The sequence below is a fragment of the Synechococcus sp. CS-1326 genome, from assembly GCF_025128115.1.
In the GTDB taxonomy this organism is placed as follows: domain Bacteria; phylum Cyanobacteriota; class Cyanobacteriia; order PCC-6307; family Cyanobiaceae; genus Regnicoccus.
On the sequence record NZ_JAHLYV010000011.1, the window covers coordinates 16,917 to 38,844 of the forward strand.

The 21,928-nt window shown below is 65.9% G+C and carries 21 protein-coding genes; 11 read left to right on the forward strand and 10 right to left on the reverse strand.

What is annotated here, in order from left to right; all coding sequences use genetic code 11:
- Positions 1-8 precede the first annotated feature (8 nt).
- From KQ307_RS03025 to KQ307_RS03035, 3 genes are read left to right on the forward strand one after another with little or no spacing between them, the layout of a single operon-like run.
- Positions 9-1,541, forward strand: coding sequence for an NADH-quinone oxidoreductase subunit M (locus KQ307_RS03025; protein ID WP_259726890.1), 1,533 nt, complete (start codon positions 9-11; stop codon positions 1,539-1,541).
- Positions 1,538-2,827: a CO2 hydration protein gene (locus KQ307_RS03030; RefSeq protein WP_259726891.1), complete on the forward strand. Its 1,290-nt coding sequence runs from the start codon at positions 1,538-1,540 to the stop codon at positions 2,825-2,827. Before KQ307_RS03025 ends, KQ307_RS03030 begins: the two co-directional genes overlap by 4 nt.
- Positions 2,828-2,839: 12 nt before the next feature.
- Entirely contained in the window at positions 2,840-3,241 is a 402-nt protein-coding gene (locus KQ307_RS03035) for a fasciclin domain-containing protein (RefSeq protein ID WP_259702506.1), read from the forward strand.
- Between the two features lie 42 nt (positions 3,242-3,283).
- Here the strand turns inward: KQ307_RS03035 and KQ307_RS03040 are convergent, their stop codons facing one another.
- From KQ307_RS03040 to cysT, 6 genes are all read right to left on the reverse strand, one after another.
- Positions 3,284-4,045 (reverse strand): GAP family protein, encoded by a 762-nt coding sequence (locus KQ307_RS03040; RefSeq protein WP_259726892.1) that lies wholly within the window; start codon positions 4,043-4,045, stop codon positions 3,284-3,286.
- A gap of 45 nt (positions 4,046-4,090) precedes the next feature.
- Complete coding sequence (locus tag KQ307_RS03045; RefSeq protein WP_259726893.1) at positions 4,091-5,986, reverse strand: APC family permease; 1,896 nt, start codon at positions 5,984-5,986, stop codon at positions 4,091-4,093.
- A gap of 55 nt (positions 5,987-6,041) precedes the next feature.
- Entirely contained in the window at positions 6,042-6,380 is a 339-nt protein-coding gene (locus KQ307_RS03050) for a P-II family nitrogen regulator (RefSeq protein WP_259726894.1), read from the reverse strand.
- 146 nt (positions 6,381-6,526) lie between these two features.
- A complete protein-coding gene (locus tag KQ307_RS03055; RefSeq protein WP_259726895.1) occupies positions 6,527-7,981 on the reverse strand; it encodes an ammonium transporter in 1,455 nt (484 codons plus the stop codon).
- Positions 7,982-8,097: 116 nt separating this feature from the next.
- A complete protein-coding gene (locus KQ307_RS03060) occupies positions 8,098-8,991 on the reverse strand; it encodes a sulfate ABC transporter permease (RefSeq protein ID WP_259726896.1) in 894 nt (297 codons plus the stop codon).
- 36 nt (positions 8,992-9,027) lie between these two features.
- Positions 9,028-9,885, reverse strand: coding sequence for a sulfate ABC transporter permease subunit CysT (gene cysT, locus KQ307_RS03065; RefSeq protein ID WP_259726897.1), 858 nt, complete (start codon positions 9,883-9,885; stop codon positions 9,028-9,030).
- Between the two features lie 114 nt (positions 9,886-9,999).
- Between cysT and KQ307_RS03070 the strand changes: the two genes are divergently transcribed.
- Positions 10,000-11,016 carry a sulfate/molybdate ABC transporter ATP-binding protein gene (locus tag KQ307_RS03070; RefSeq protein WP_259726898.1) on the forward strand — a complete coding sequence of 339 codons (1,017 nt, stop codon included), beginning with the start codon at positions 10,000-10,002 and terminating at the stop codon, positions 11,014-11,016.
- On the opposite strand, the gene KQ307_RS03075 is transcribed toward KQ307_RS03070, so the two are convergent.
- Positions 11,004-11,519, reverse strand: coding sequence for a Crp/Fnr family transcriptional regulator (locus tag KQ307_RS03075; protein ID WP_259726899.1), 516 nt, complete (start codon positions 11,517-11,519; stop codon positions 11,004-11,006). The genes KQ307_RS03070 and KQ307_RS03075 overlap by 13 nt on opposite strands.
- A 192-nt stretch (positions 11,520-11,711) precedes the next feature.
- Entirely contained in the window at positions 11,712-12,143 is a 432-nt protein-coding gene (locus KQ307_RS03080; protein ID WP_259726900.1) for an Rrf2 family transcriptional regulator, read from the reverse strand.
- A gap of 116 nt (positions 12,144-12,259) precedes the next feature.
- Here KQ307_RS03080 and KQ307_RS03085 point away from each other — a divergent pair, with 116 nt between their 5' ends.
- Complete coding sequence (locus KQ307_RS03085) at positions 12,260-13,339, forward strand: sulfate ABC transporter substrate-binding protein (RefSeq protein ID WP_259726901.1); 1,080 nt, start codon at positions 12,260-12,262, stop codon at positions 13,337-13,339.
- Positions 13,340-13,431: 92 nt separating this feature from the next.
- The gene (locus KQ307_RS03090) at positions 13,432-14,235 is read left to right on the forward strand and encodes a class II glutamine amidotransferase (RefSeq protein WP_259726902.1); all 804 of its coding nucleotides are present in this window, start codon (positions 13,432-13,434) and stop codon (positions 14,233-14,235) included.
- Positions 14,236-14,286: 51 nt separating this feature from the next.
- Here the strand turns inward: KQ307_RS03090 and KQ307_RS03095 are convergent, their stop codons facing one another.
- Entirely contained in the window at positions 14,287-14,952 is a 666-nt protein-coding gene (locus tag KQ307_RS03095) for a response regulator (protein WP_259726903.1), read from the reverse strand.
- Positions 14,953-14,956: 4 nt separating this feature from the next.
- Positions 14,957-15,976: a sensor histidine kinase KdpD gene (locus KQ307_RS03100; protein ID WP_259726904.1), complete on the reverse strand. Its 1,020-nt coding sequence runs from the start codon at positions 15,974-15,976 to the stop codon at positions 14,957-14,959.
- A gap of 146 nt (positions 15,977-16,122) precedes the next feature.
- Here KQ307_RS03100 and kdpA point away from each other — a divergent pair, with 146 nt between their 5' ends.
- The 5 genes from kdpA (at position 16,123) to KQ307_RS03125 (ending at position 21,897) form a co-directional block, all read left to right on the forward strand.
- On the forward strand, positions 16,123-17,799 hold the full coding sequence (kdpA, locus tag KQ307_RS03105) for a potassium-transporting ATPase subunit KdpA (RefSeq protein WP_259726905.1): 1,677 nt from the start codon (positions 16,123-16,125) through the stop codon (positions 17,797-17,799).
- Positions 17,796-19,892, forward strand: a complete 2,097-nt coding sequence (gene kdpB, locus KQ307_RS03110) for a potassium-transporting ATPase subunit KdpB (protein ID WP_259726906.1) — start codon at positions 17,796-17,798, stop codon at positions 19,890-19,892. Before kdpA ends, kdpB begins: the two co-directional genes overlap by 4 nt.
- 102 nt (positions 19,893-19,994) lie before the next feature.
- Complete coding sequence (locus KQ307_RS03115; protein ID WP_259702490.1) at positions 19,995-20,195, forward strand: potassium-transporting ATPase subunit F; 201 nt, start codon at positions 19,995-19,997, stop codon at positions 20,193-20,195.
- Entirely contained in the window at positions 20,195-20,773 is a 579-nt protein-coding gene (kdpC, locus tag KQ307_RS03120; RefSeq protein WP_259702489.1) for a K(+)-transporting ATPase subunit C, read from the forward strand. Before KQ307_RS03115 ends, kdpC begins: the two co-directional genes overlap by 1 nt.
- Positions 20,770-21,897: a sensor histidine kinase KdpD gene (locus KQ307_RS03125; RefSeq protein ID WP_259726907.1), complete on the forward strand. Its 1,128-nt coding sequence runs from the start codon at positions 20,770-20,772 to the stop codon at positions 21,895-21,897. The genes kdpC and KQ307_RS03125 overlap by 4 nt, the downstream gene beginning before the upstream one ends.
- The last annotated feature ends 31 nt before the right edge of the window (positions 21,898-21,928 follow it).

Here is a 21,928-nt window from a genome sequence, read left to right on the forward strand (position 1 = left end):
GATCTTCCATGCTGCTCACCCTTCTGCTGCTGCCTCTGGCGGCTGTGCTGCTGCTCTGCCTCGCCCCCCTGCCGGGGCCGTGGCCCCGCCGTGTGGCGGTGTTCGCTCCGGCGGTGCAGTTGCTGCTGCTGCTTTGGCTGGCGGGCCATCCGGTGCCGGAGTTCCGCCAGGCCTGGCTGCCCCAGCTCGGCCTGGAGCTCCACCTCGGCCTTGATGGCCTCTCGCTGCCGCTGGCCGGCCTCACCTCCCTGCTCTCCTTCATGGCGGTGTTCGCCACGCCGATCAGCCAGCCGCGGCGTCGCTTCTTCTACGCCATGGTGCTCGCCACCAATGTGGGCCTCATGGGTGCGTTCCTGGCCTGCAATGGCCTGCTGTTCGTGCTGGCCTACGAGGTCACGCTGATCCCCACCACCTTGCTGGTGGCGGTATGGGGCGGCGAGCGGCGCGCCACCGCCGCGATCCGTTATCTGATGTATGGGGCGGTGTCGGGGATGGCGCTGCTGGCCGGCGTGCTGGCCCTGGCCCTGCTCAACCGCAACGGCTTCAGCTTCGCCTACACCGACATGGCCGAGGCGGTGCTGCCCGAGGGCGCCAGCCGCTGGATCCTCGCCCTGCTGCTGCTCGCCTTCGGCCTCAAGATGCCGATCTTCCCGCTGCACGGCTGGCAGCCGCTCACCTACAGCCAGGCCTCCACGCCCGTGGCCATGCAGCTGGCGGGAGTGGTCTCGAAGCTGGGGGCCTACGGCCTGCTGCGTTTCGGCATCGGCATGCTGGGGGACACCTGGGCCGAATGGTCGCCGGTGATCGCCCTGGTGGGCATGGTGAGCGCCTTGTATGGCGCCCTCAATGCCATCGCCCAGACGGACATGCGCCGCCTGGTGGCCTTCAGTGCGCTTGGCCACATGGGCCTGCTGGTGCTGGCCCTGGCGGCTGCCACGCCGTTGAGCCTGCAAGGGGCCGTGGCCCAGATCCTGGCCCAGGGCATGATCGTGGCCCTGTTGTTCTGTCTGGTCGGCAAGATCGAGGCGAAAACGGGCACCACCGAAATCGCTGCCCTCTCTGGCTTGATGAACCCCACCCGGGGCCTGCCCTTCACCCTGGGCTTGCTGCTGCTGGCGCTGATGGCCGCGGCCGGGGTGCCCGGTCAGGCCGGCTTCCTGGCGGAGATGGTGGTGTTCCAGGGCAGCTGGCCGGTGTTCCCGCTGCCCACGCTCGGCTGCATCCTGGCTTCGGGCCTCACCGCCGTGTATGCCGTGCGCCTGTTCAACCGGGTGGGCTTCGGCCGCCTCGACAACAAGACCGCCGACTACGTGAGCACCACCTGGGTGGAGCGGTTGCCGGCCCTGGCCCTCTCCTTCCTGGTGATTCTGGCGGGGCTGTGGCCCCAGATCCTGCTGGGCTGGAGCGAGGACACCACCAGCAGCCTCGCCCTCTCCCGCCCGCCGATCAACACCCTGGCGGTGCTGTCACCAGCCGCGTCCCTGCCTTCCCTGCACCTGCCCACGCTTCTCCTGCCCTCCTCCCTGGCGCTCCGGCCATGACCGTCACCACCCCCACCACGGCCCTTCCCCCTTCCACCCACCCCTTCGCTGAAGTGGTGGAGCGGCTCGAAGCCGGCGGCTCGATGCTGCCGGACACGCCGGAAAACCTGATGCAGATCATCGGCATCTACAAGGCCTATGCCGTGCCGATGGACTTCTACTGGCGCGATCTGCTCTACATCGCCGAGCGGGTGTTTCTTGATCCCCTGCCGGCCTTCAAGTATTTCCCGAGCCAGGAGTATCTGGATCTGCCCAATTCCTATGCGGGCGATGATTCCAAGCTGCGCATCTGGCGCGGGCCGGCCACGGCCCATCCGGAGTTGCTGGAGTTCATGGAGAAGGGCGAAGCCGGCAAGCTGCCGAAGCTGCTCCATCACCTCTGGCACGACCGCATCAACATGGAGTTCGCCGAGGCCTGCATGGATGCCATGTTCTGGCACCAGGGCATGGGCGGCCGCTTCTACGACTACCTGGAGAGCGACGTTTACAAGGCCAACGCCGAGCGGGCGATTCTTGCCTACTTCAAGGGCAATCCGCTGATGCTGGGCCTGCACAAGCTGTTCCCGGAGATGTTCCTGGAGCAGGTGCGCAAGCTGAGCTACTACGCCAATCTCGGCCTGTTCTGGGAGGTGATGGCGCCGGTGTTCTTCGAGATGAGCGACATCTACGACGAAGGCGGCTTCTCCGGTGTGCCGGCCGCGATGGATTTTCTGGTGAACGGCATCTTCGCGGTGGCCGGCCGGCCGATCTACCACCACGTGTACATCGGTGGCGAATGCATCGAGATCATCCCCAAATCGGAGGGTTTCACCTGGTTGTATGAGGCGGCCCTGCCCTATGTGGAGGCGGTGTTCTATCGCACCGCCCCTTTCCGTGGCACCAAGAGCTACAACGCCCAGGCCGGCCAGGTGCCCTCGGAGCAGGCCGATTTTCACTACGGCATCCTCTACGCCGATGTGTTCCCGGTGGGGTCGGCCGGCATTCCGCCCACCCTGCTGATGCAGGACATGCTCCACTTCCTGCCGCCCTATCTGGTGGAGCTCTACCGCACCCACAAACGCGGCGAAGACGACATCCTCGTGCAACTGGGCATCACCTTCCAGCGCTCCATGTACAACGTGACCTCCGCCGTGATCCAGGCGCTGCGCTGCGCCCTGCTGTTCCCGCTTGATGATCCCGATCCGGAGCACCTCAAGGCCAACCGGGCCTTCTTCGAAGCCCAGATGGATCGCTTCCTCCGCCCCGAGGCCCGCCTCCGGGATGTGCAAACCCAGGACTACCGCTAGAGATTCCCAGCCATGGCCAACATCATCGAAACCGCCAAGGGCGCCGGCCTGTTCTCCACCCTGCTCACGGCGGTGGAGGTGGCCGGCCTCACCGCAGCCCTGGAGAGTCCCGGCCCGTTCACGGTGTTCGCGCCGGTGGATGAGGCCTTCGCCGCCCTGCCGCCCGGCACCGTGCAGACCCTGGTGGACAACCCGCCCCAGCTGGCCCGCATTCTCAAGTTCCACGTGCTCTCCGGTGCCTACAGCCGCAGCGACCTGGTGGATCAGCCCAGCTGGGAGAGCCTGGAGGGGGCTCCGATCCCGATCCGCTGCGCCGAGCCCTTCGAAGTGAAGAACGCCTCCGTCGTGGCCGCCGACATCGTCTGCGACAACGGCATCGTGCATGTGATCAACCGGGTGATGCTGCCGGGCTGAGCCAGGGGCTCCTGGCCAGCACAGGGGCCATCACAGCGGCTATCACAGAGGAGAGGCTCCGTGCAGAAGCCAGAGGCCGTGCAGGCCTTCCCAGGCCAGGTAAGCGCTGATCAGCAGGGCGAGCACGCCCACCACCCATTCGGCCCGGTGCACCAGCCAGCCTTCCACCAGCAGCAGCGGCTCTCGGATGCCGCCGCCGGTGGCGATCCAGGCAAGCGGTGGCAGCAGCAGCAGGGAGCTGGCCACAAGCACGAACACGCCGGTGAGCTCCAGGTCGCGGCTCACACCCGGCTGATTCACCAGCAGCAGGCCCGCTTCCTTGAGATAGAACACCAGATTTTCCGGGGTGAGCAGGGCGCTGGTGGCGCCGATCAGCACCAGCATCGGGGTGCGGAAATCGGGCAGCTGATTGAGCAGCTTCAACGCCATCCCCTCCTGGCCCAGTTCGGCGGCGGGGGTGAGCTGGAAGAGGCCGATTCCGAGCAGGGCCACGGCACCCACCAGATCGATCACCACCTGCCCCTGCTCGCCGTGGTTGAGGGCCAGGGAAAAGCGATCGCCCACCAGCATCAGAGTGAGGATGGCCAGGCCGTTGGCCATCGCCCAGCCGCTCACATAGGCGAAGGCCCGGCGCAGTGGTGAGGGGCCCAGCAGCAGCAGCGCCACCACGGCGATGTGCAGCGGGCTGAAGGCGATCCCGAAGCCGAACAGCGACGACTGGCTGAACAGGGCCCCTGGGCTCAGGTGGGCAACGGGGGCGATCAGATCAGGAGAGAGCAAGGCGACGAGCGGGATGGGGATCAAGAAAGGGAGCTGATCGTTGTCGACGTTAAGAAATTCTCTCCGGGCTCAGAGGTAGAAGCCCACGGTGGTGACCACGCGGGTGCCACCGCTGCGCAGGGCCTGGCGCAGCATCACGGTGGACTGGTTGTGCAACAGGTTCTCCCAGCGGTGGCGTGTCACGAACACCGGCAGCACCACCGTGCAGAAGCGGTTGCGATCCTTGCGGTGCTCCGTTTCGAACTGGCGCACATAGGCGGTGACCGGATCCACCAGGGAGCGGTAGGGAGACGGCAGGATCACCAGAGGTACCTGGGGGAGCTGGCGAGACCATTGCTGGCGGAAGGGCTCGGCGCCGTTGTCGCCCAGATCCACGTGCACCGCCACCAGCTCATCGGCGATGGTGCGGGCATAGCGCAGGGCTTCAAAGCTGCCGCGGTGCAGCTGACCCACCAGCACCAGCACCGGAGCGCCGCCATGCTCGGGAGCCGGCGGCAGAGTGAGGGCCGCCTCGCTGCCGAGACGTAAACGACTGGCCACCTGACGGTAATGGGCCTTGATCACCAGGAACAGGCCCACCACCAGGGGCACCGCCACCACCACCAGCCAGGCCCCGAGCATGAACTTGCTGTAGAGCAGCACACCGCAGACCACCGCCGTGACCAGGCAGCCCAGCCCGTTGATCAGGGCCTTGCCCCGCCAGCCCCTCCCGGCGCTCCGCCCTTTCCACCAGTGCATCACCATCCCTGCCTGGGAGAGGGTGAAGCTGGCGAACACCCCCACGGCGTAGAGCGGAATCAGGCGGCTGACACTTCCCTCGAAGATCAGCAGCAACATCGCCGCGAAGCTGCTCAACAGCACGATGCCGTTGGTGAACACCAGCCGGTCGCCGAGGGAGGCGAGCTGGCGGGGCATGAAGCCATCCTGGGCGAGGAAGGCGGCCAGCCGCGGAAAATCGGCATAGGCGGTGTTGGCGGCCAGCAGCAGGATCAGCAGGGTGGCGAGCTGCAGCACCAGGAGCAGCGGCCCATTGCCGAAGATGCGTTCGCCGAGTTGATAGAGCAGGGTCGGGCCGTTGTCCTGCACCACCAGGCCCAGCTGGCTGGCCAGGGCGCTGATGCCGCTGAACATCAGCGCCAGCACGATCACCATCACGGTGAGCACGCGCCGGGCATTGCGCCACTCCAACGGCTTGAACGCCATCACGCTGTCGCTGATCGCCTCGATGCCGGTGAGGGCCGCGCAGCCCGAGCTGAAGGCCCGCATCAGCAGCACCGGCCCGATCACCGTCAGCGCGGCGCCGTGCTGGTCGCCCAGCAGCCGGGTCTGCTCCGCCACGGGCAGGGGAAGCAGCGCTCCCTGGGACCACTGGATCAGGCCGGCTCCCACCAGGGTGAACACCGCCCCCATGAACAGAAAGGTGGGCAGGCTGAGCAGCCGGGCAGTGGAACGCACCCCGCGCAGATTGGCGAGCATCAGCAGGCCGACGGCCGCCAGGCAAAGCGGTTCGCGCAGTGCGTCGAGCTGGGGGAAATAGGAAGTGAGGGCGGCGATGCCCGCCGCCACACTCACCGCCACGGTGAGCACATAGTCGATCGAGAGGGAGGCGCCGGCGCAGAGCCCGGGGATCACTCCGAGGTTGTCGTGGGACACCCGGTAGGAACCGCCCCCATGGGGATAGGCCCTGATCGTCTGCCGGTAGCTGATCGCCACCACCAGCATCAGGGCCACGATCAGCCCCGTGATCGGCAGGGTGTAGTGCAAGGCGGCGGCCCCCGCCATGCCCAGCACCAGCACGATCTCCTGGGTGGCATAGGCCACCGAGGAGAGGGCGTCGGAGCTGAGGATGGCGAGGGCTTCGGCGTTGGTGAGCCGCTCCTCGGTGTGGGCGCTGGTGGGAAGCGGCGCTCCGATCAGCAGACGTCTGAGGGACTGGGGAAAGGATCCGCCTGGATCGTTGCTCAAGGCCTGCTCAGACGCCTGTGGCCAGCAAGCGTAGGCGGGATGCCCGGCAGGACGCTCAGATCGCCAAAGATCCGGATTCGGCTGTGCGGATCCGCACCACATCCTCCACCGGGATCACGAAGATCTTGCCATCGCCGATTTCACCGGTGCGGGAGGGTCCGGTGATGGCTTCGATCACCGACGCCACTTTGTCGTCTTCGACAACCACCTCCACCTTCACTTTGGAGAGAAACTCCACTGTGAACTCGGTGCCGCGGTAAGTTTCAACCTGACCTTTCTGCCGACCAAAGCCACGCACGTCCGTGATGGTCATGCCGATGATGCCGGCATTCACCAGGGACGTCTTGACGTCGTCGATCTTGGATGGCCGGATGATCGCTTCGATTTTTTTCATTGAGAAAGTGAAGAGGAATTGGGTCGGGGAGCCAGGTGATCAGTGAGCGGCGATGGACCACGGACTGAGACAGGGCTGGTTGGGGCCATAGCCAGACGAAAGGTTGAACCCGATCTGGCCAATGGCAAGAAGCTAACAGAGCAAGGCTAGTTTGTCATCGGTTCATAAGCTTCTTCGCCGTGGAGCATGATGTCCATGCCGGTTTCTTCGTCGTCGGCATCGATTCTCAGCCCACAGGTTGCTTTGACAACCAGGAGAATCACCGCTGTGCCGATACCGACAAAGCCGTAGGTGAGAATGGTGGCCTTGAACTGGGCAAAGAACAAACCAACGTTTCCACTTTCTGTCAGGATCTTTGCAGACAATGGGAAATAGTCTGCGGGAACAAGAACTTTGGCGGCAAGAATGCCAGTGAGCAGGGCGCCGATTGTTCCGCCAACGCCATGCACCATGAAGGTGTCGAGGGAATCATCAAACTGGATCTTCGCCTTGATCTGGATGGCAATGAAACAGGCAACGGCCGTCAGGGCGCCGATCAGCAGGGAGTTTCCGATCGTCACAAAACCGGCCGCAGGGGTGATTCCCACCAGGCCAGCCACGGCGCCGGTGGCCGCTCCAACAGCCGTTGGCTTGCCGCCTTTGAACCATTCGATCAGGCACCAGGTGAGCATGGCAGCCGATGCCGATGCGGAGGTGGTGATGAAGCACAACCCAGCTCCCGCCGCGGCGAAGTAGCTGGCGCCATTGAATCCGAACCAGCCGAACCACAGCAAGCCCGCACCGAGAAGAATGAACGGAACGTTGTGGGGCGGACGCGTGGCATTGGGATAGGCGTTCCGTGGCCCCACGATGGCGGCGGCAACCAGGGCGGCCACTCCGGAGGCGATGTGCACCACCGTGCCGCCGGCGAAGTCGATGGCTCCGATCGTGCCGAGTGGGCCGATGAAGCCACCCCCCCAGACCATGTGAGCCATTGGGGAATAGATCAGAAGACTCCAGAGCAGGGTGAACCAGAACCAGGCCTTGAAGCTGATCCGCTCCACCAGGGCTCCACTGATCAGCGCCGGGGTGATGATCGCGAACATGCCCTGGAAGAGCGCAAAGCTCGTGGCGCTGATGGCAAAGCCATCGGAGAGCGGCGCATCACCCAAGGGGCCTCCGAGCCCATTCATCATAAAGAACTCGAGTCCGCCTATGAATGGACTCTTGAAGCCCACGCCGAACGAGAGGCTGTAGCCGATCACCACCCAGAGGACACCGATCAGCCCCATCATGAAAAAGCTCATCATCATCGTGTTGAGCACATTCTTGGCGCGGGTGAATCCCCCGTAGAAGAATGCCAGTCCCGGTGTCATCAGCAACACCAGGGCGGAGCCCATCAACATCAGCAGGGTGTCGGCGCCGTTGGTTGGAACCTTGGTCAGAGCCGCATGGGCCGACCCCGCCATCAGGGGCAGCATTCCGGCTCCTGCTGCCAGTAGAAACACCCCCAGTCGCCGCAACTCAGGTTGCTGAACCCGCGCGAACAGCCTGATTCGGTGGCGATCGAAAGTGGCCAGGGCAGATTCGCCTCGGCCGGAAACCGAAATCTGAGTATTCATGGGGTTGAACCCAGAATGAACTCAAAGCTTCTGCCGCTCCAGGCTTCCTTCCCGTAGCAAGGGCCACCGAAGGGCAGAGAGTGCCATCGATTCGTGACAGGAGGATCCCAGCCCTCTTAGCGCTGGGACCGATCCCGTTCGAGCAGCCTCTCCAGAGTGAGCTTGAGCAGCAAGGACAGGATCGCCACCGCCCCAAGGATCAGGGCAGCGCCGTAGGCCAGTTCTGTGTGGTACTGCTTGTAGGCATCTTCCACGAAGAGAGGCAGGGTCTGGGTTTCGCCGGCGATGTTGCCGCTCACCACGGCCACCGCCCCGAATTCACCGAGTGCACGGGCCGTGGTGAGAATCAGCCCATAGAGGGCAGCCCAGCGCACCGTGGGAAGGGTCACCTTCCAGAAGATCTGCCAGTCGGTGGCACCGAGGGTCTTGGCCGCTTCCTCCTGCTCCCAGCCCTCTTCCTCCAGCAGCGGGATCACCTCCCGCGCCATGAAAGGCATCGACACGATGATCGTGGCCAGCACCATGGATGGCCAGGAGAACAGGATCTTCCAGCCGGTGCTGTTCACCAGCCCTTCCAGCAAGCCGTGGCTTGGGCTGAACAGCAGCACCAGCATCAGGCCCACCACCACAGGTGAGATTGAGAACGGCAGGTCGATGATGCTGAGCAGCAGGGCCTTGCCGCGAAACTGGTGGCGGGCGATCGCCGTGGCGGCCGCCAGGCCAAACATCGCGTTGGCGGGAACGGCGATCAGGGTGATCAGCAGGGTGAGGCGAATCGCACTGCGCAACTCCTCATTCTGAAGATTCTCCAGGAAGGGGGCCAGCCCCTTGGCGAAGGCCTGCAGCACCACATTGAGTGCCGGCAAGAAGATCACGACTCCCACGTAGAGGCAGGCCACCAGGGGAACCAGGGCCGGCAGCAGCCGGCTGGCGAGCGAGCGGCGGGCGGGCTTCCCCGGCGGCGCGATCGGATCGGAGAGCTCGGTCCGTGGGGGTGAAATGGTGGTCATGGAATGGGTTGCGAGGCAAGAGTTGGGGTCAGGCGGTCAGACCCTGGGGACGTCTTCGGCGTAGCGCAGGCCCCACACCTGCAGGAGATTGATCACCAGCAGGCTGACCAGGGAAAACAGCAGCATCACCGTGCCGATCACCGTGGCCGCCTCGATGTCGTACTCCTCGAGTTTCTGGATGATCAGGGTGGGGGCAATCAGATCCCGGAAGGGAACGTTGCTGGAAATCATCACCACCGAGCCGTATTCACCCACGGCCCGGCTGTAGCCCTGGGCCACGCCGGCCAGGATGGCGGGCATCAACTGGGGAAGCACCACCTTGAAAAAGGTTTGGCCGGCCCTGGCTCCAAGGCACCAGGCGGCCTCCTCCTGTTCGGCTTCGAGGGCACGCAGCACGGGCTCCACGGTGCGCACCACGAAGGGCAGTGAAATGAACACCATCGCCACCAGCACCCCCGGCCAGTTGAACGCCACCTTGAGGCCGAACCAGGCGTAGAGGGGGGCGCCGATCCAGCCATTGGTGCTGTACACAGCCGAAAGAGAAAGACCGGCCACGGCGGTGGGCAAGGCGAAGGGAAGATCGATCAGGGCATCGAGCAGCCGCTGGCCCGGGAAGCGGCTGCGCACCAGGGCCCAGGCGATCAGCAGACCGAACACACCGTTCAGGGAGGCGGCCACCAGGGCCAGCCCGAAGCTCACCTGGTAGGTGGCCAGCGCCTCCGGGGTGGTGGCCAGCTCCCAGAAACGAGCCGGCCCCACCCCAGCCGCCCGCAACAGCAAACCACCCAGGGGCAGGAACAGAACCAGCCCCAGATAGAGCCAGGTGAACCGCCAGGGCCAGGAGGGCAGCTCGAGCCGTGGCAGGTGCCAACGCCGGATCACTGATGACGACATGGAACGCAAAAACCAGCTGTCGGCAGAAGGTAACAGGGTCGGCGTCGGGATTCAACGGTTCTCCGCTTGGCAAACGGGAATCAGCATCTAGGATCGCCGAAATGCCATGGGGCCATGGGAATCCGCGTCAGCAACGTCAACAAGCAGTTCGGCGCCTTCAAGGCAATCGACGCCGTGAGTGTGGATGTGGAGAGTGGCTCCCTGGTGGCCCTGCTGGGCCCCTCCGGTTCGGGCAAGAGCACCCTGCTGCGCATGATCGCCGGCCTGGATCAGGCCGACAGCGGCCGCATCTGGATCAACGGCGAGGAGGCCACGGCCCGCTCCCCCCAGGACCGGGAGGTGGGCTTCGTGTTTCAGCACTTCGCCCTGTTCAAGCACCGCACCGTGCGCCAGAACATCTCCTTCGGGCTGGAACTGCGCCGCTGGAAAAAGGAGCCGATCCGCCAGCGGGTCGATGAGCTGCTGCAGCTGGTGCAACTGCAGGGTTTCGGCCATCGCTACCCTTCACAGCTCTCCGGCGGCCAGCGGCAACGGGTGTCCCTGGCCCGGGCCCTGGCGGTTCAGCCCAAGGTGCTGCTGCTCGATGAGCCGTTCAGTGCCCTCGACGCCAAGGTGCGCAAGGAACTGCGGGCCTGGCTGCGCAACCTCCACGACGAGATGCACGTCACCACGGTGATCGTGACCCACGACCAGGAGGAGGCCATGGAGGTGGCCGACACGATCGTGGTGATGAACGAGGGCCGGATCGAGCAGATCGGCACCCCCGCCGAGATCTACGACCATCCGGCCACCCCCTTCGTGATGCGCTTCGTGGGGGAGGTCAACGTGTTGCCGCGCCATGCCCTGCCCCGGGACGCGCGGGAAGGACTGGAGGCGAAGGCGGCCCTGTTTGTGCGCCCCCACGACGTGGAGGTGCACTCCAAGCCACGGCCGGGAAGCCTGCCGGCGCAGCTGCGGCGGCTCACCCACTTGGGCCGGGATCTGCAGGCCGAACTCTTGCTCGACAGTGGCGAGGTGGTGCTGGCCCAGCTGCCCCGCGACCAAATCGAGCACCGCAACCTGAAGGCGGGAGATGAACTTCACATCATCACCCGCCAGGGCAAGATCTTCGAGGCGGATTACGCCATCTGAGGGCCAGGGTGGATCCGGAGCCTTGAAGCCGGGATCAGATAATCCTCCCGGCTCACCTGCTGCAGGACCCCCTCGGCTTTGAAACGGTTGAGCATCTTGGTCACCGTCACCCGGGAGAGTCCACAGAGTTCGCCCAGCGCCTTGTGGGTGAGGTTCATCTCCTTGAGCGAAAAGCGTGAACCACGACTGCTCACCTGGCCGAAACGGGATCCGAGCCAGGCGAGCAAGGCCAGAAGCCGCTCTTGCGCACCCCGAATCCGGTTGATCAGAAAGATCTCCTCAAGAAAGCGAATCTGTTGGCGAAGGAACTGCTCAACCTCAGCGGCGCTGGGCTGGTGCTGCTCCACCACCACGGTGGTGAGGCACTGGAGCTCGAACGGCTGGAGAACAGAGGTGCTGGAGGCCACCAAGTCGCCGGGTCCCCAGATGGCGAGAGTGAATGTTTCGCCCTCGGCGTTCCAGCTGACGGTGCGGACATAACCCTCCTGAAGGCGCCAATTCATGCCCTCTGGCAGGACCTCACTGGGTGTCAGCGCAAGGTGGAGTGGCGGAGTGAACACCGTGGCGGCCATCGACGGGATTGGGAGCGGGAAGCCGGAGCTGAAGGGCACACCATCGGCGCCACCCGGGCTTCTCGCACAGTAGCGCGTTAATCCCATTGGCAAACCGAGGTTTGCCCAACAGCAAAGGTGCATTCAGATGAAATACATCGAATCAGCCTTGAGGCGTTCCTCGCGCTGATCGAGCAGGTCCTGGAGGCTGGTGCTGGCGAGCAGGTCATGGCGAAGGCTCTCCAGCCTGGCGGCGAGGCTGGAGAGCACGCTGAACTCCGGGCTCTGGCGGCCGATCGTTTCCCGCCGGGAGGGCTCGCCTTCCAGGCAGGCGACCACTTCCGAGATAGGGATTTCGGTCGGGGGCCGCAGGAGTTGATAGCCACCACGCGGGCCGCGGATGCTGCGCAGGATGGAGCCCCGCCTCAGGCTGGTGAGCATCTGCTCGAGGTAGCGGTCGGGAATGTTCTGCCTGGCGGCGATCTCGGCCACCTGCAGAACGCCTCCACTGGCGTGAATCGCCGCCAGTTCGATCAGGGCCACGAGGCCGTATTCGGTTTTTGCGCTGAACGCCAAGGGGCTGCTGACGCCATCCGGTCCAGCGGATTGTGGCAGCGGCGATGGATGTGGTCGCGGCTACACCGCCTCCGCAGAACGGTTACTAGGTTCACACGTGTTTCGATCGGGTTACCGTGGTTAATTTCTCGCTTCGTCATCGCCGCCCTGTCGCCACTGGCCTGGCCCTGGCGGCTGTCATCAGCGCTCCCCTCATCGCCCCCAAGGTCCCTGGCTTGCTTTCCGGATTGGCAGAGGGGCCGGCACTTGCCCAGGCCACCCCGAAGCAACAAGAAATCCTGCTGGTGACCTACGCCGTCACCAAAGCTGCCTTCGACAAGGTGATCCCCCAGTTCAGGGCTGACTGGAAGCGGCGAACCGGCCAGGAAGTGGTGATCAAGACCAGCTACGGCGGTTCCGGCTCCCAGACCCGTGCCGTGATTGATGGGCTGCAGGCCGATGTGGTGGCCCTCGCCCTGGCCGCCGACACCCTCAAGCTCCAGGAAACGGGCCTGATCCGGCCAGGCTGGGAAAAGGAGAATCCCAACAACGCGATCTTCACCAATTCCACCGTGGCCTTCTTCGTGCGCAAGGGCAACCCCAAGAAGATCAACGGTTGGACTGATCTCGACAACAAGAATGTGGAGGTTGTCACCGCCAACCCCAAGACCTCTGGCGGAGCCCGCTGGAACTTCCTGGGCCTCTGGGGTTCAGTGACCGAAACAGGTGGCAATGAGGCGAAGGCCCGTTCCTTCATCACCAATGTGTACCGCAATGTGGAAACCCTTCCCAAGGACGCCCGGGAAGCCACCGATGTGTTCGTGAAGCGCAACCAGGGAGATGTGTTGCTGAACTACGAAAACGAAGCAATCCTGGCCAAGAAGACGGGCGCCTGGACGATTCCCTATGTGGTACCCAAGACGAACATCCTGATCGAGGGACCTGTAGCGGTGGTTGACAAGAACGTGGACAGGAAAGGAACCCGCAAGGTGGCGGAAGCCTTCGCTCGGTACCTGTACAGCGACCAGGCCCAGCGGGCATTCGCCGCAGAAGGGTTCCGGCCGGTGACGCCGAAGATCAAGGCGGAGACCCGAAACAGGTTTGCCCCCCTCACCAAGGTGTTCACCGCCAAGGATTTCGGGGGCTGGAACGCCATCAACAAGAAATTTTTTGGCAACAGTGGGCTCTGGGACCAGATCTTCCGCACGAGCCGCTGAGTGGCGCCCGGGGGTATGGCCATGCAGACAACCGATACGATCCAGGCCGGGCTCCGAGCTGGGGTCCCTGCCCGGGTCGAGCGATTGAACAGATGTGCGAACTGCTCGCCCTGAGCGCCAACACCCCAACCGACATGACCTTCTCCTTCCGGGGGCTGGTGCGACGCGGAGGGGTCACTGGGGCGCATGGCGACGGCTGGGGACTGGCCAGCTTCGATCCGGCCGGAGCGGGCGTGACGATCTACCGGGAGCAGGCCCCCGCCGCCTTCTGCCCGCTGGCCGCGAAGGTGGCCAACCTGGATCTCAAGGCCCACTGCTCGATCGCCCACATCCGCAAGGCCACCCAGGGCAGCGTGGCGATCGAGAACTGTCATCCCTTTCATCGCCACTGGCAGGGCCTTGACTGGGTGTTCGCCCACAACGGCGACCTGCACCACGGTGGGATTCCCTCCTCCGAGCGGTTCGCTCCCCGCGGCAGCACCGACAGCGAGCTGGCGTTCTGCTGGATTCTCGATCGGCTCGCCACCGGCGACGTTGATCGCGATGATCTGTCGGCGCTGTTTGCGGCTCTGGTTGGCTGTGCCGACAACCTGGCGCAGCAGGGAATCTTCAACGGCCTGCTCAGCAATGGCCAGTGGCTCTTTGCCTACGGCGGCACCAGGCTTCACGTTCTGACCCGACGGGCCCCCTTCACCACAGCCTCCCTGGCCGACGACGATCTGAGTGTTGATTTCTCGGCGGTCACCACGCCGACTGATCTGGTGACGATCATCTGCACCGAACCCCTCACCAAGGATGAACCCTGGCGCCCGCTGGCGCCCGGTGAGGCCTTGCTGCTGCGTCACGGCGAGATCGTGCTGCACCATCAGCCGGTGCTGCGCTCAGCGTCGACCTGATCCACATCACCACAGCAGGGTTTGTGGGGTGTTCCACTGGCACCCAACCCTTCACGATCCAGGGCTCAAGCTGCGCGAGGGCCATAGCTTCAGCACCGCCTGGGTGCGGTTGGCCACGCCGAGTTTCTGCATGATCTGGTGGCCGTGGACCCGCACCGTTCCCAGGCCGATCCCCAGTTCCAGGGCGATGTCCCGGTTGCTGAGTCCCCGGGCCATCGCTTCGAGCACCTCCCGTTCCCGGGGCGTCAGCAGCGCCAGCGGCTCCGCATCGGCCCGGTCGCTTCCGTTCGTTTCCCCCTGCTCCTTCTCCCCCGCTCCCCGCAGAGCCATGGTTGCTTCCGCGTCCCACCAGGAGGCACCCCGCAGCAGCGACTGGATCGCCAGTTGCAGGTCGCCCGCCGCCACCCCCTTGCGCACATAACCCTGGGCGCCGGCCCGCATCAGGCGCAGACACCAGCTGGAATCGTCCTGGCTGGTGACCACCAGCACGGGGATGCGGGGATGGTCGGCGTGGATGCGCCGGCAGGTTTCCAGCCCCCCCAGCCCCGGCAGGCCCAGATCCAGCAGGATCACATCGAAGCTGCGGTGGCGCAGCAGCTCGAGTGCCTGCTCTCCATCAGCAACAGCGGTCACCGCCTCGATCAGCGCGAAGCCCAGCAGGGTGACCTCCAGACCCAGCCGAAACAGCTCGTCGTCTTCCACCACCAGAGCGTTCATCCGATCAGCCTGGCTCGGTGGCGGGATCTTGGTGACCCGCCGGCAGCAGCACTTCGATTTCTGCGCCACCAGCCGGCCGGTTGCGCAGAACGATCGTGCCGCCATGGGCGTTGACGATCTGGCGACAGAGGTAGAGCCCCAGACCGTTGCCCGGCCGTTCCTCCGACAGCCTGGTGAACCGCTGAAACAGGTTCGGAATCTCCTGCTCCGGCACCCCTGGGCCGCTGTCGGCGATCCGGAGGCAGTGCCCAGCCCCGCGGCTCTCCAGCACGAGCTGGATCTGGCCGCCCCGCAAGCTGTGGTGAATGGCATTGAGCAGGAGGTTTTCCACCAGCCGCCTCAGCTGGGCTGCGTCGCCATGCAGCCGGTGCGGTCGCCATTGGGCGTCCTGGCCGAAGCTGAGCCGCAGGGTGAGCTGCCGCTCCTCCGCCAGTGCCGAAAGCTCCCGGATCACCTCCTCCACCAGGCCGGTGAATTCAAGCCCCACCGGTTGGATGACAAGACCCTCCGCATCGTTGCGGTAGACCTCCAGCAGGGTCTGGATCTGGGCCAAGGCGCGGCTCTGGCCCCGTTCGATCGTGGCCAGAGCCCTGGCCACCAGGGCCCCATCGCTGCGCTGATGGGCTGTGGCGAGGCTGCGGGTGGTGGCGATCGTTCCGAGGATCGGTGTTTTCAGGTCATGGGCGAGGGTGGCCACGAAATCCCGGCGCAGGTCTTCCACCGCCAGCTGTCCCTCCAGGTCGAGCCGTTGCCGTTGCAGGGCCTGGATGCGCAGGCACTGATGGGCGGTGAGCACCAGGGCGCCGCAGACCAGCAGCCGGTTGGTGAGCACAGCCCCATCGAACAGCAGCGGTCCGGGGATCAGCAGATTGGCCAGGGTGAGGCTGCAGGCCACCGCCGTGGCAGCCCAGAGCTTGCGGGGTTGAGCGGTGGTGCCCAGCCGCAGCAGCGGGATCACATACAGGTAGGCGAGCACCACCTCGGTGGGGGTGAGCACCTCCACCACCGCCACGGCGATGGTCATGATCAGCACGGTGCTGCCCGGCTCGGCCAGGGGGCCTATAGCTCGCGGTAGAGGGCCCCTCGCCCGATTCATACCCACCGGCAGATGCGGACGTCCTGGCGCCCGGCGGAAAGTGACTGAGTTCACCACAGCGGACCCTACCGCCCATGACCGACTGGTTTCAGGTCGTCGTCTTTGTGGCCCTCGTTCTCGCCACGGCACCCGTGCTGGGCAATCACCTCTTTCAGGTGTTCGATGGCCAGCCCCAGCCCCTGTTCGATCGCTGGCTGACGCCCTTGGAAAACGGTGTGCTGCGCCTGGTCGGGGAGCGCGGCCGCCCGGCCGAGCAGGCCTGGGACTACCTGAGGCCCCTGTTGCTCAGCAACCTGCTCTTCGGGCTTCTCGCGCTTGGCTTTCTTCTGCTCCAGCCCCCCTGGCTCAATCCCCAGGGGCTGCCGCCGATGCGCTGGGACACGGCCCTGCACACGGCGATCTCCTTTCTCACCAACACCGACCAGCAGCACTACACGCCGGAGCAGAGCCTCAGTGACCTGAGCCAGCTCGGGGCGTTGCAGTTCCTGTTCTTCACCTCGGCGGCCACGGGCCTGGCGGTGGGCTTCGCCTTCATCCGCGGCCTCTGCGGCCGCCCCCTGGGTAACTTCAACTCCGATCTGCTCCGCGCCATCACCCGGGTGCTGATCCCGCTCAGCTTCCTGTTCGCCCTGGTGCTGCTGGTCAACGGTGCGCCGATGACGCTCGCGGGTCCGGTGACGCTCAAGACCCTGGAGGGTGCCGATCAGATCCTGGTGCGCGGCCCGGTGGCCGGCTACGAGGCGATCAAGCAGATCGGCGAGAACGGTGGTGGCTTCTTCGGTGCCAACTCCGCCCACCCCTTCGAGAACCCCAACCCGTTCACCAACCTGCTGGCGATGGTGGCGATGTTCGCCGTCCCTGCCGCCACGATCGACGCCTTCGGGCGCTTCCTGGGCAATCGCCGTCAGGCCACGTTGCTGCTGGTGCTCGTGACGGTGCTCTTTCTGGCGCTGGCGGCGGTGGCGATCAAAGCCGAGCAGGGGGGCAATCCCCTGCTGGCCGCCTGGCTCAGCGGGCCCAACCTCGAGGGCAAGGAGGTGCGATTCGGCGCCGGCATCACCGCCCTGTTCGCCACGATCACCACCGGCTCGATGACCGGCGCGGTCAACGGCGCCATGGATTCACTGCTGCCTCTGGGGGGGCTGGTGCCGCTGTTCAACCTGTTTCTGCAGGTGATCTTCGGCGGCCAGGGCACCGGTGTGGCCTACCTGCTGGTGTTCCTGATCCTCACGGTGTTTCTCACCGGCCTGATGGTGGGGCGCACCCCCGAGCTGTTCGGCCGCAAGGTGGAGAAGGGGGAGATCGTCTGGAGCAGCCTGATCCTGCTGATCCATCCGCTGTTCGTGCTGGTGCCGGCGGCGATCACCCTCGCCTACGCCCCCAGCCTCTCCGGGATCAGCAACCCTGGGTCCCACGGCATCAGCCAGGTGGTCTACGAGTACGCCTCGGCGTCGGCCAACAACGGCAGCGGTTTCGAGGGTCTGGGTGATGGAACGCTCTGGTGGAACCTCAGCACGATCGTCAGCCTGCTGGGGGGTCGCTACCTGCCGATCGCGGCCCTGCTGCTGCTGGCGGCTGGTTTCGCCCGCAAGACCAAGGTGCCGCCCGGCCCCGGCACCCTCGCCACCGACACCGCTCTGTTCACCGTGGTGACCGGGGTGGTGATCCTGATCCTGGGGGCGCTCACGTTTTTCCCGGTGCTGGCCCTCGGGCCGATCGCCGAAGCCTTTTCGCTGACAGGAGCCCGATGACAACCCTGCAACCGCCGATTTTTCCCCGCATGCCGCGGGGCCGCCGCGACCAGCGGCGCTACACCGAGCGTCCCAGCAGCGACGGCCTGCTGGGCCGGGCCGTGGTGCAGTCGTTCGTGAAGCTCGACCCGCGCCTCACCGCGCGCAATCCGGTGATGTTCGTGGTCTGGTGCGGCACGCTCGTGACCCTGGCCGCCACGCTGGAGCCGCGCCTGTTCGAGCTCAGCCCCGAGGCGCCGGGCCGGGGCTTCAATGCCCTGCTCAGCCTGATCCTGCTGGCCACCCTGCTGTTCGCCAACTTCGCCGAAGCGTTGGCGGAAGGCCGCGGCAAGGCCCAGGCCGATGCCCTGCGCCGCACCCAGGCCAGCACCCAGGCCAGGCGGCTGCTGCCCGATGGCAGCGAAGCGCTGGTGGATTCCAGTGCCCTGCGCCGGGGCGATCAGGTGTGCGTCAGCCAGGGGGAAATGATCCCCGCCGACGGGGAGGTGGTCGATGGGGTGGCGGCGGTGGATGAATCGGCGATCACCGGCGAATCGGCCCCTGTGCTCAAGGAAGCGGGTTCCGATGTGGCCAGTTCCGTCACGGGCGGCACGCGGGTGGTGTCCGACATGCTTCTGATCCGCATCACCGCCGACCCTGGCAAGGGCTTCATCGATCGGATGATCGCTCTGGTGGAGGGGGCCGAGCGCAGCAAGACCCCCAACGAGATCGCCCTGACGGTGCTGCTGGCGGTGCTCACCCAGGTGTTCCTGATCGCCGTGGCCACCCTGCCGCCGGTGGCCGCCTACATCGACAGCCCCACGCCGGTGGTGGTGCTGGTGGCCCTGCTGGTGGCGCTGATTCCCACCACGATCGGCGGCCTGCTCAGTGCCATCGGCATCGCCGGCATGGACCGGGTGGCGCAGTTCAACGTGATCGCCACCTCCGGCCGCGCCGTGGAGGCCTGCGGCGATATCACCACCCTGGTGCTCGACAAGACCGGCACGATCACGCTCGGCAACCGCCTGGCCGAGGAGTTCCTGCCGGTGGGCGGCCACAGCGAGCGGGAGCTGGCCACCACCGCCCATGCCGCCAGCTGGTTTGACAACACGCCGGAGGGCAAGTCGATCGTGCGCCTGGCCGAGAAGCTCGATGCCCTCACAGCCCTGCCGATGGACACGGCCACGGGGCTGGATTTCTCAGCGCGCACGCGCATGAGCGGCACCGATCTGGCCGATGGCAACGAACTGCGCAAGGGGGCCGTCGAGGCGATCAAGGGGTTCGTGCGCTCCCGGGGCGGCACGGTGCCCGCCGACCTCGATGCGGCCTACGAGCGGGTGTCACGGCTGGGGGGCACGCCCCTGGCGGTGTGCTGGAACGCCGAGATCCATGGGGTGATCTACCTCAAGGACATCATCAAGCCCGGCATGCGCGAACGCTTCGACCAGCTGCGGCGCATGGGCATCCGCAGCGTGATGCTCACCGGCGACAACGCCATCACCGCCGGGGTGATCGCTCGCGAGGCCGGCGTCGACGACTTCATCGCCGAGGCCACCCCGGAAGACAAGATCGCCGTGATCCAGGCGGAGCAACGGCTCGGGCGGCTGGTGGCGATGACCGGCGATGGCACCAACGACGCCCCCGCCCTGGCCCAGGCGAACGTGGGGGTGGCGATGAACTCCGGCACCCAGGCCGCCAAGGAGGCGGCCAACATGGTGGATCTCGATTCCGATCCCACCAAGCTGATCGACATCGTGACGATCGGCAAGCAGCTGCTGATCACCCGCGGGGCGCTCACCACCTTCTCGATCGCCAACGACGTGGCCAAGTACTTCGCGATCCTGCCGGCCCTGTTCGGCAAGGCGGGCCTGGCGCCGCTGAACCTGATGGACCTGGCCAGCCCCCAGTCGGCGATCCTCTCGGCGATGGTGTTCAACGCCCTGATCATTCCCGCCCTGGTGCCCCTGGCCCTCAAGGGGGTGGCCTTCCGGCCGTCCACGGCCGATCAGCTGCTGCGGCGCAACCTGCTCGTCTACGGGCTGGGGGGTCTGGTGGTGCCGTTCATCGGCATCAAGCTGATTGATCTGGCCGTCTCCGCCCTGCGACTGGTCTGAGCTGCCGCGCCATTCAGGCCGCTCCGCTCAGGCCGATCCGTGCCTTTGTTCTGACTCCCCGCCCGCCCATCACCCGCCCATCACCCGCCCTTCCCCCGACCCATGGCTTCTTCGTCTGGTCTCCTGAGTAAACCGCTGTTCTGGCTGCCCCTGATGCTGGTCCTGGGCACCGTCCTGGCCGCACCCCTGTTCGGCTCCAGTCCCAGCCCTCTGCAGTCCACCGCTCTGGCCCTGCTGCTCAGCGGCACCGTGGTGCTCTCGGGCTACCTGTTCGTTGTGATCTTTCAACCGGAGCGCTTCTGATGTCCGTTCTGCGAGAGGCCTTCAAGGCCCTGCGGCTCACCGCCGTGCTCTGGCTGCTCACCGTGGTGATCTACACCCTGCCGCTGCTGGCGGTGGGCCAGGGCCTGTTCCCCGCCCAGGCCAACGGCAGCCTGCTGCGCAATGCGGGCGGCCAGGTGATCGGATCCAGCCTGATCGGCCAGCCGTTCGCTTCCGATCGCTACGTCTGGAGCCGTCCGAGCGCCGTCGACTACAGCACCGGCAAGACGGCTCCTACCTCCGCCCCCAGCAACCTTGGCCCCACCAACCCCGATCTGGTCAAACGGATCAGGGAAACGGCCGCCACCTACGCCCAAGCGGGCCTCGCCAGGCCCGCCGCTGATCTGCTCTATGCCTCCGGTTCGGGGCTCGACCCCCACATCACCCCGGAAGCCGCACGTCAGCAGATTCCGCGGCTGGCCGCAGCCCGGTCCCTGCCCAGCGCCCAGCTGGAGCAACTGATCCTGCGACACACCCAGGGGCGTGTGCTGGGCTTGATCGGTGAACCGCGGGTGAACGTGCTCACCCTCAACCATGCCCTCGATCAGCAGCGGCCGTGATCCGGCTGCCCAGGGGCCAGGGGCGGCACAAGCTGTTCATCGGCATGGCCCCCGGCGTGGGCAAAACCTTTCGCATGCTGCAGGAGGCCCAGGAGCTCAGGCGGGAGGGGGTTGATGTGGTGGTCGGGGTGCTCGAAACCCACGGCCGCCGCGATACGGCCCGCCAGGCCGAGGGGCTGGAGCTGGTGCCGCGGCGACGGCTCGTTCACCAGGGGGTGTGCCTGGAGGAGATGGACGTGGCGGAGATCCTGGCCCGCCGCCCCCAGCTGGTGCTGGTGGATGAACTGGCCCACACCAACGTGCCGGGCAGCGAGCGTCCCAAGCGCTGGCAGGACGTGGCGGTGCTGCTGGCCGCCGGCCTCGACGTGTACTCCACGGTCAACATCCAGCACCTGGAGAGCCTCAACGACCAGGTGGCCCAGCTCACCGGTGTGGTGGTGCGCGAGCGACTGCCCGATCGGGTGCTGCAGCAGGCCGAGGAGGTGGTGCTGGTGGATGTCACCCCCGAGACCCTGCAGGAGCGCCTGCGGGATGGCAAGGTCTACGCCGCCGCAAAGGTGGACCAGGCCCTGGCCCACTTCTTCCGGCGCTCCCACCTGGTGGCGCTGCGGGAGCTGGCCCTGCGGGAAGTGGCTGACCGGGTGGAGGAGGACGGCCCGCCGGCCAGGGGGCTGCGCGAGCGGGTGATGGTGTGCCTCTCCACCTATCCCGGATCGAACCGGCTGCTGCGCCGCGCCGCCCGCCTGGCTGGCTTCATGGATGCGCCGCTGCTGGTGCTCACCGTGCTGGATCCCGCCCGCTTTCTGAGCAAGGAGCAGGCGGTGCGGCTGGAGGAATCAATCAAGCTCTGTGAGGATTTCGGCGCCGAGTTCCTGCGCATCGACAGTGATGACGCGCTCGGCACGATCGCGCACATCGCCGGCGAACGCGGCATCACCCAGATCGTGCTGGGCCAGACCCTGCGCTCCCGCCCCCAGGCCTTTCTGCGGCGCACACTCTCCGAGAAGCTCCAGCACCGGCTCAAGGGCCAGGCGGTGGATCTGCACCTGATCTCGATCGATGCGGGCCAGGCCTCGCCGGGCCTGCCGGAGGCGCCGGGGCAGGACGTCGATCATCAGAATTAGCCTGTTGCGGCCTGCCATTCCGCGGCACAAC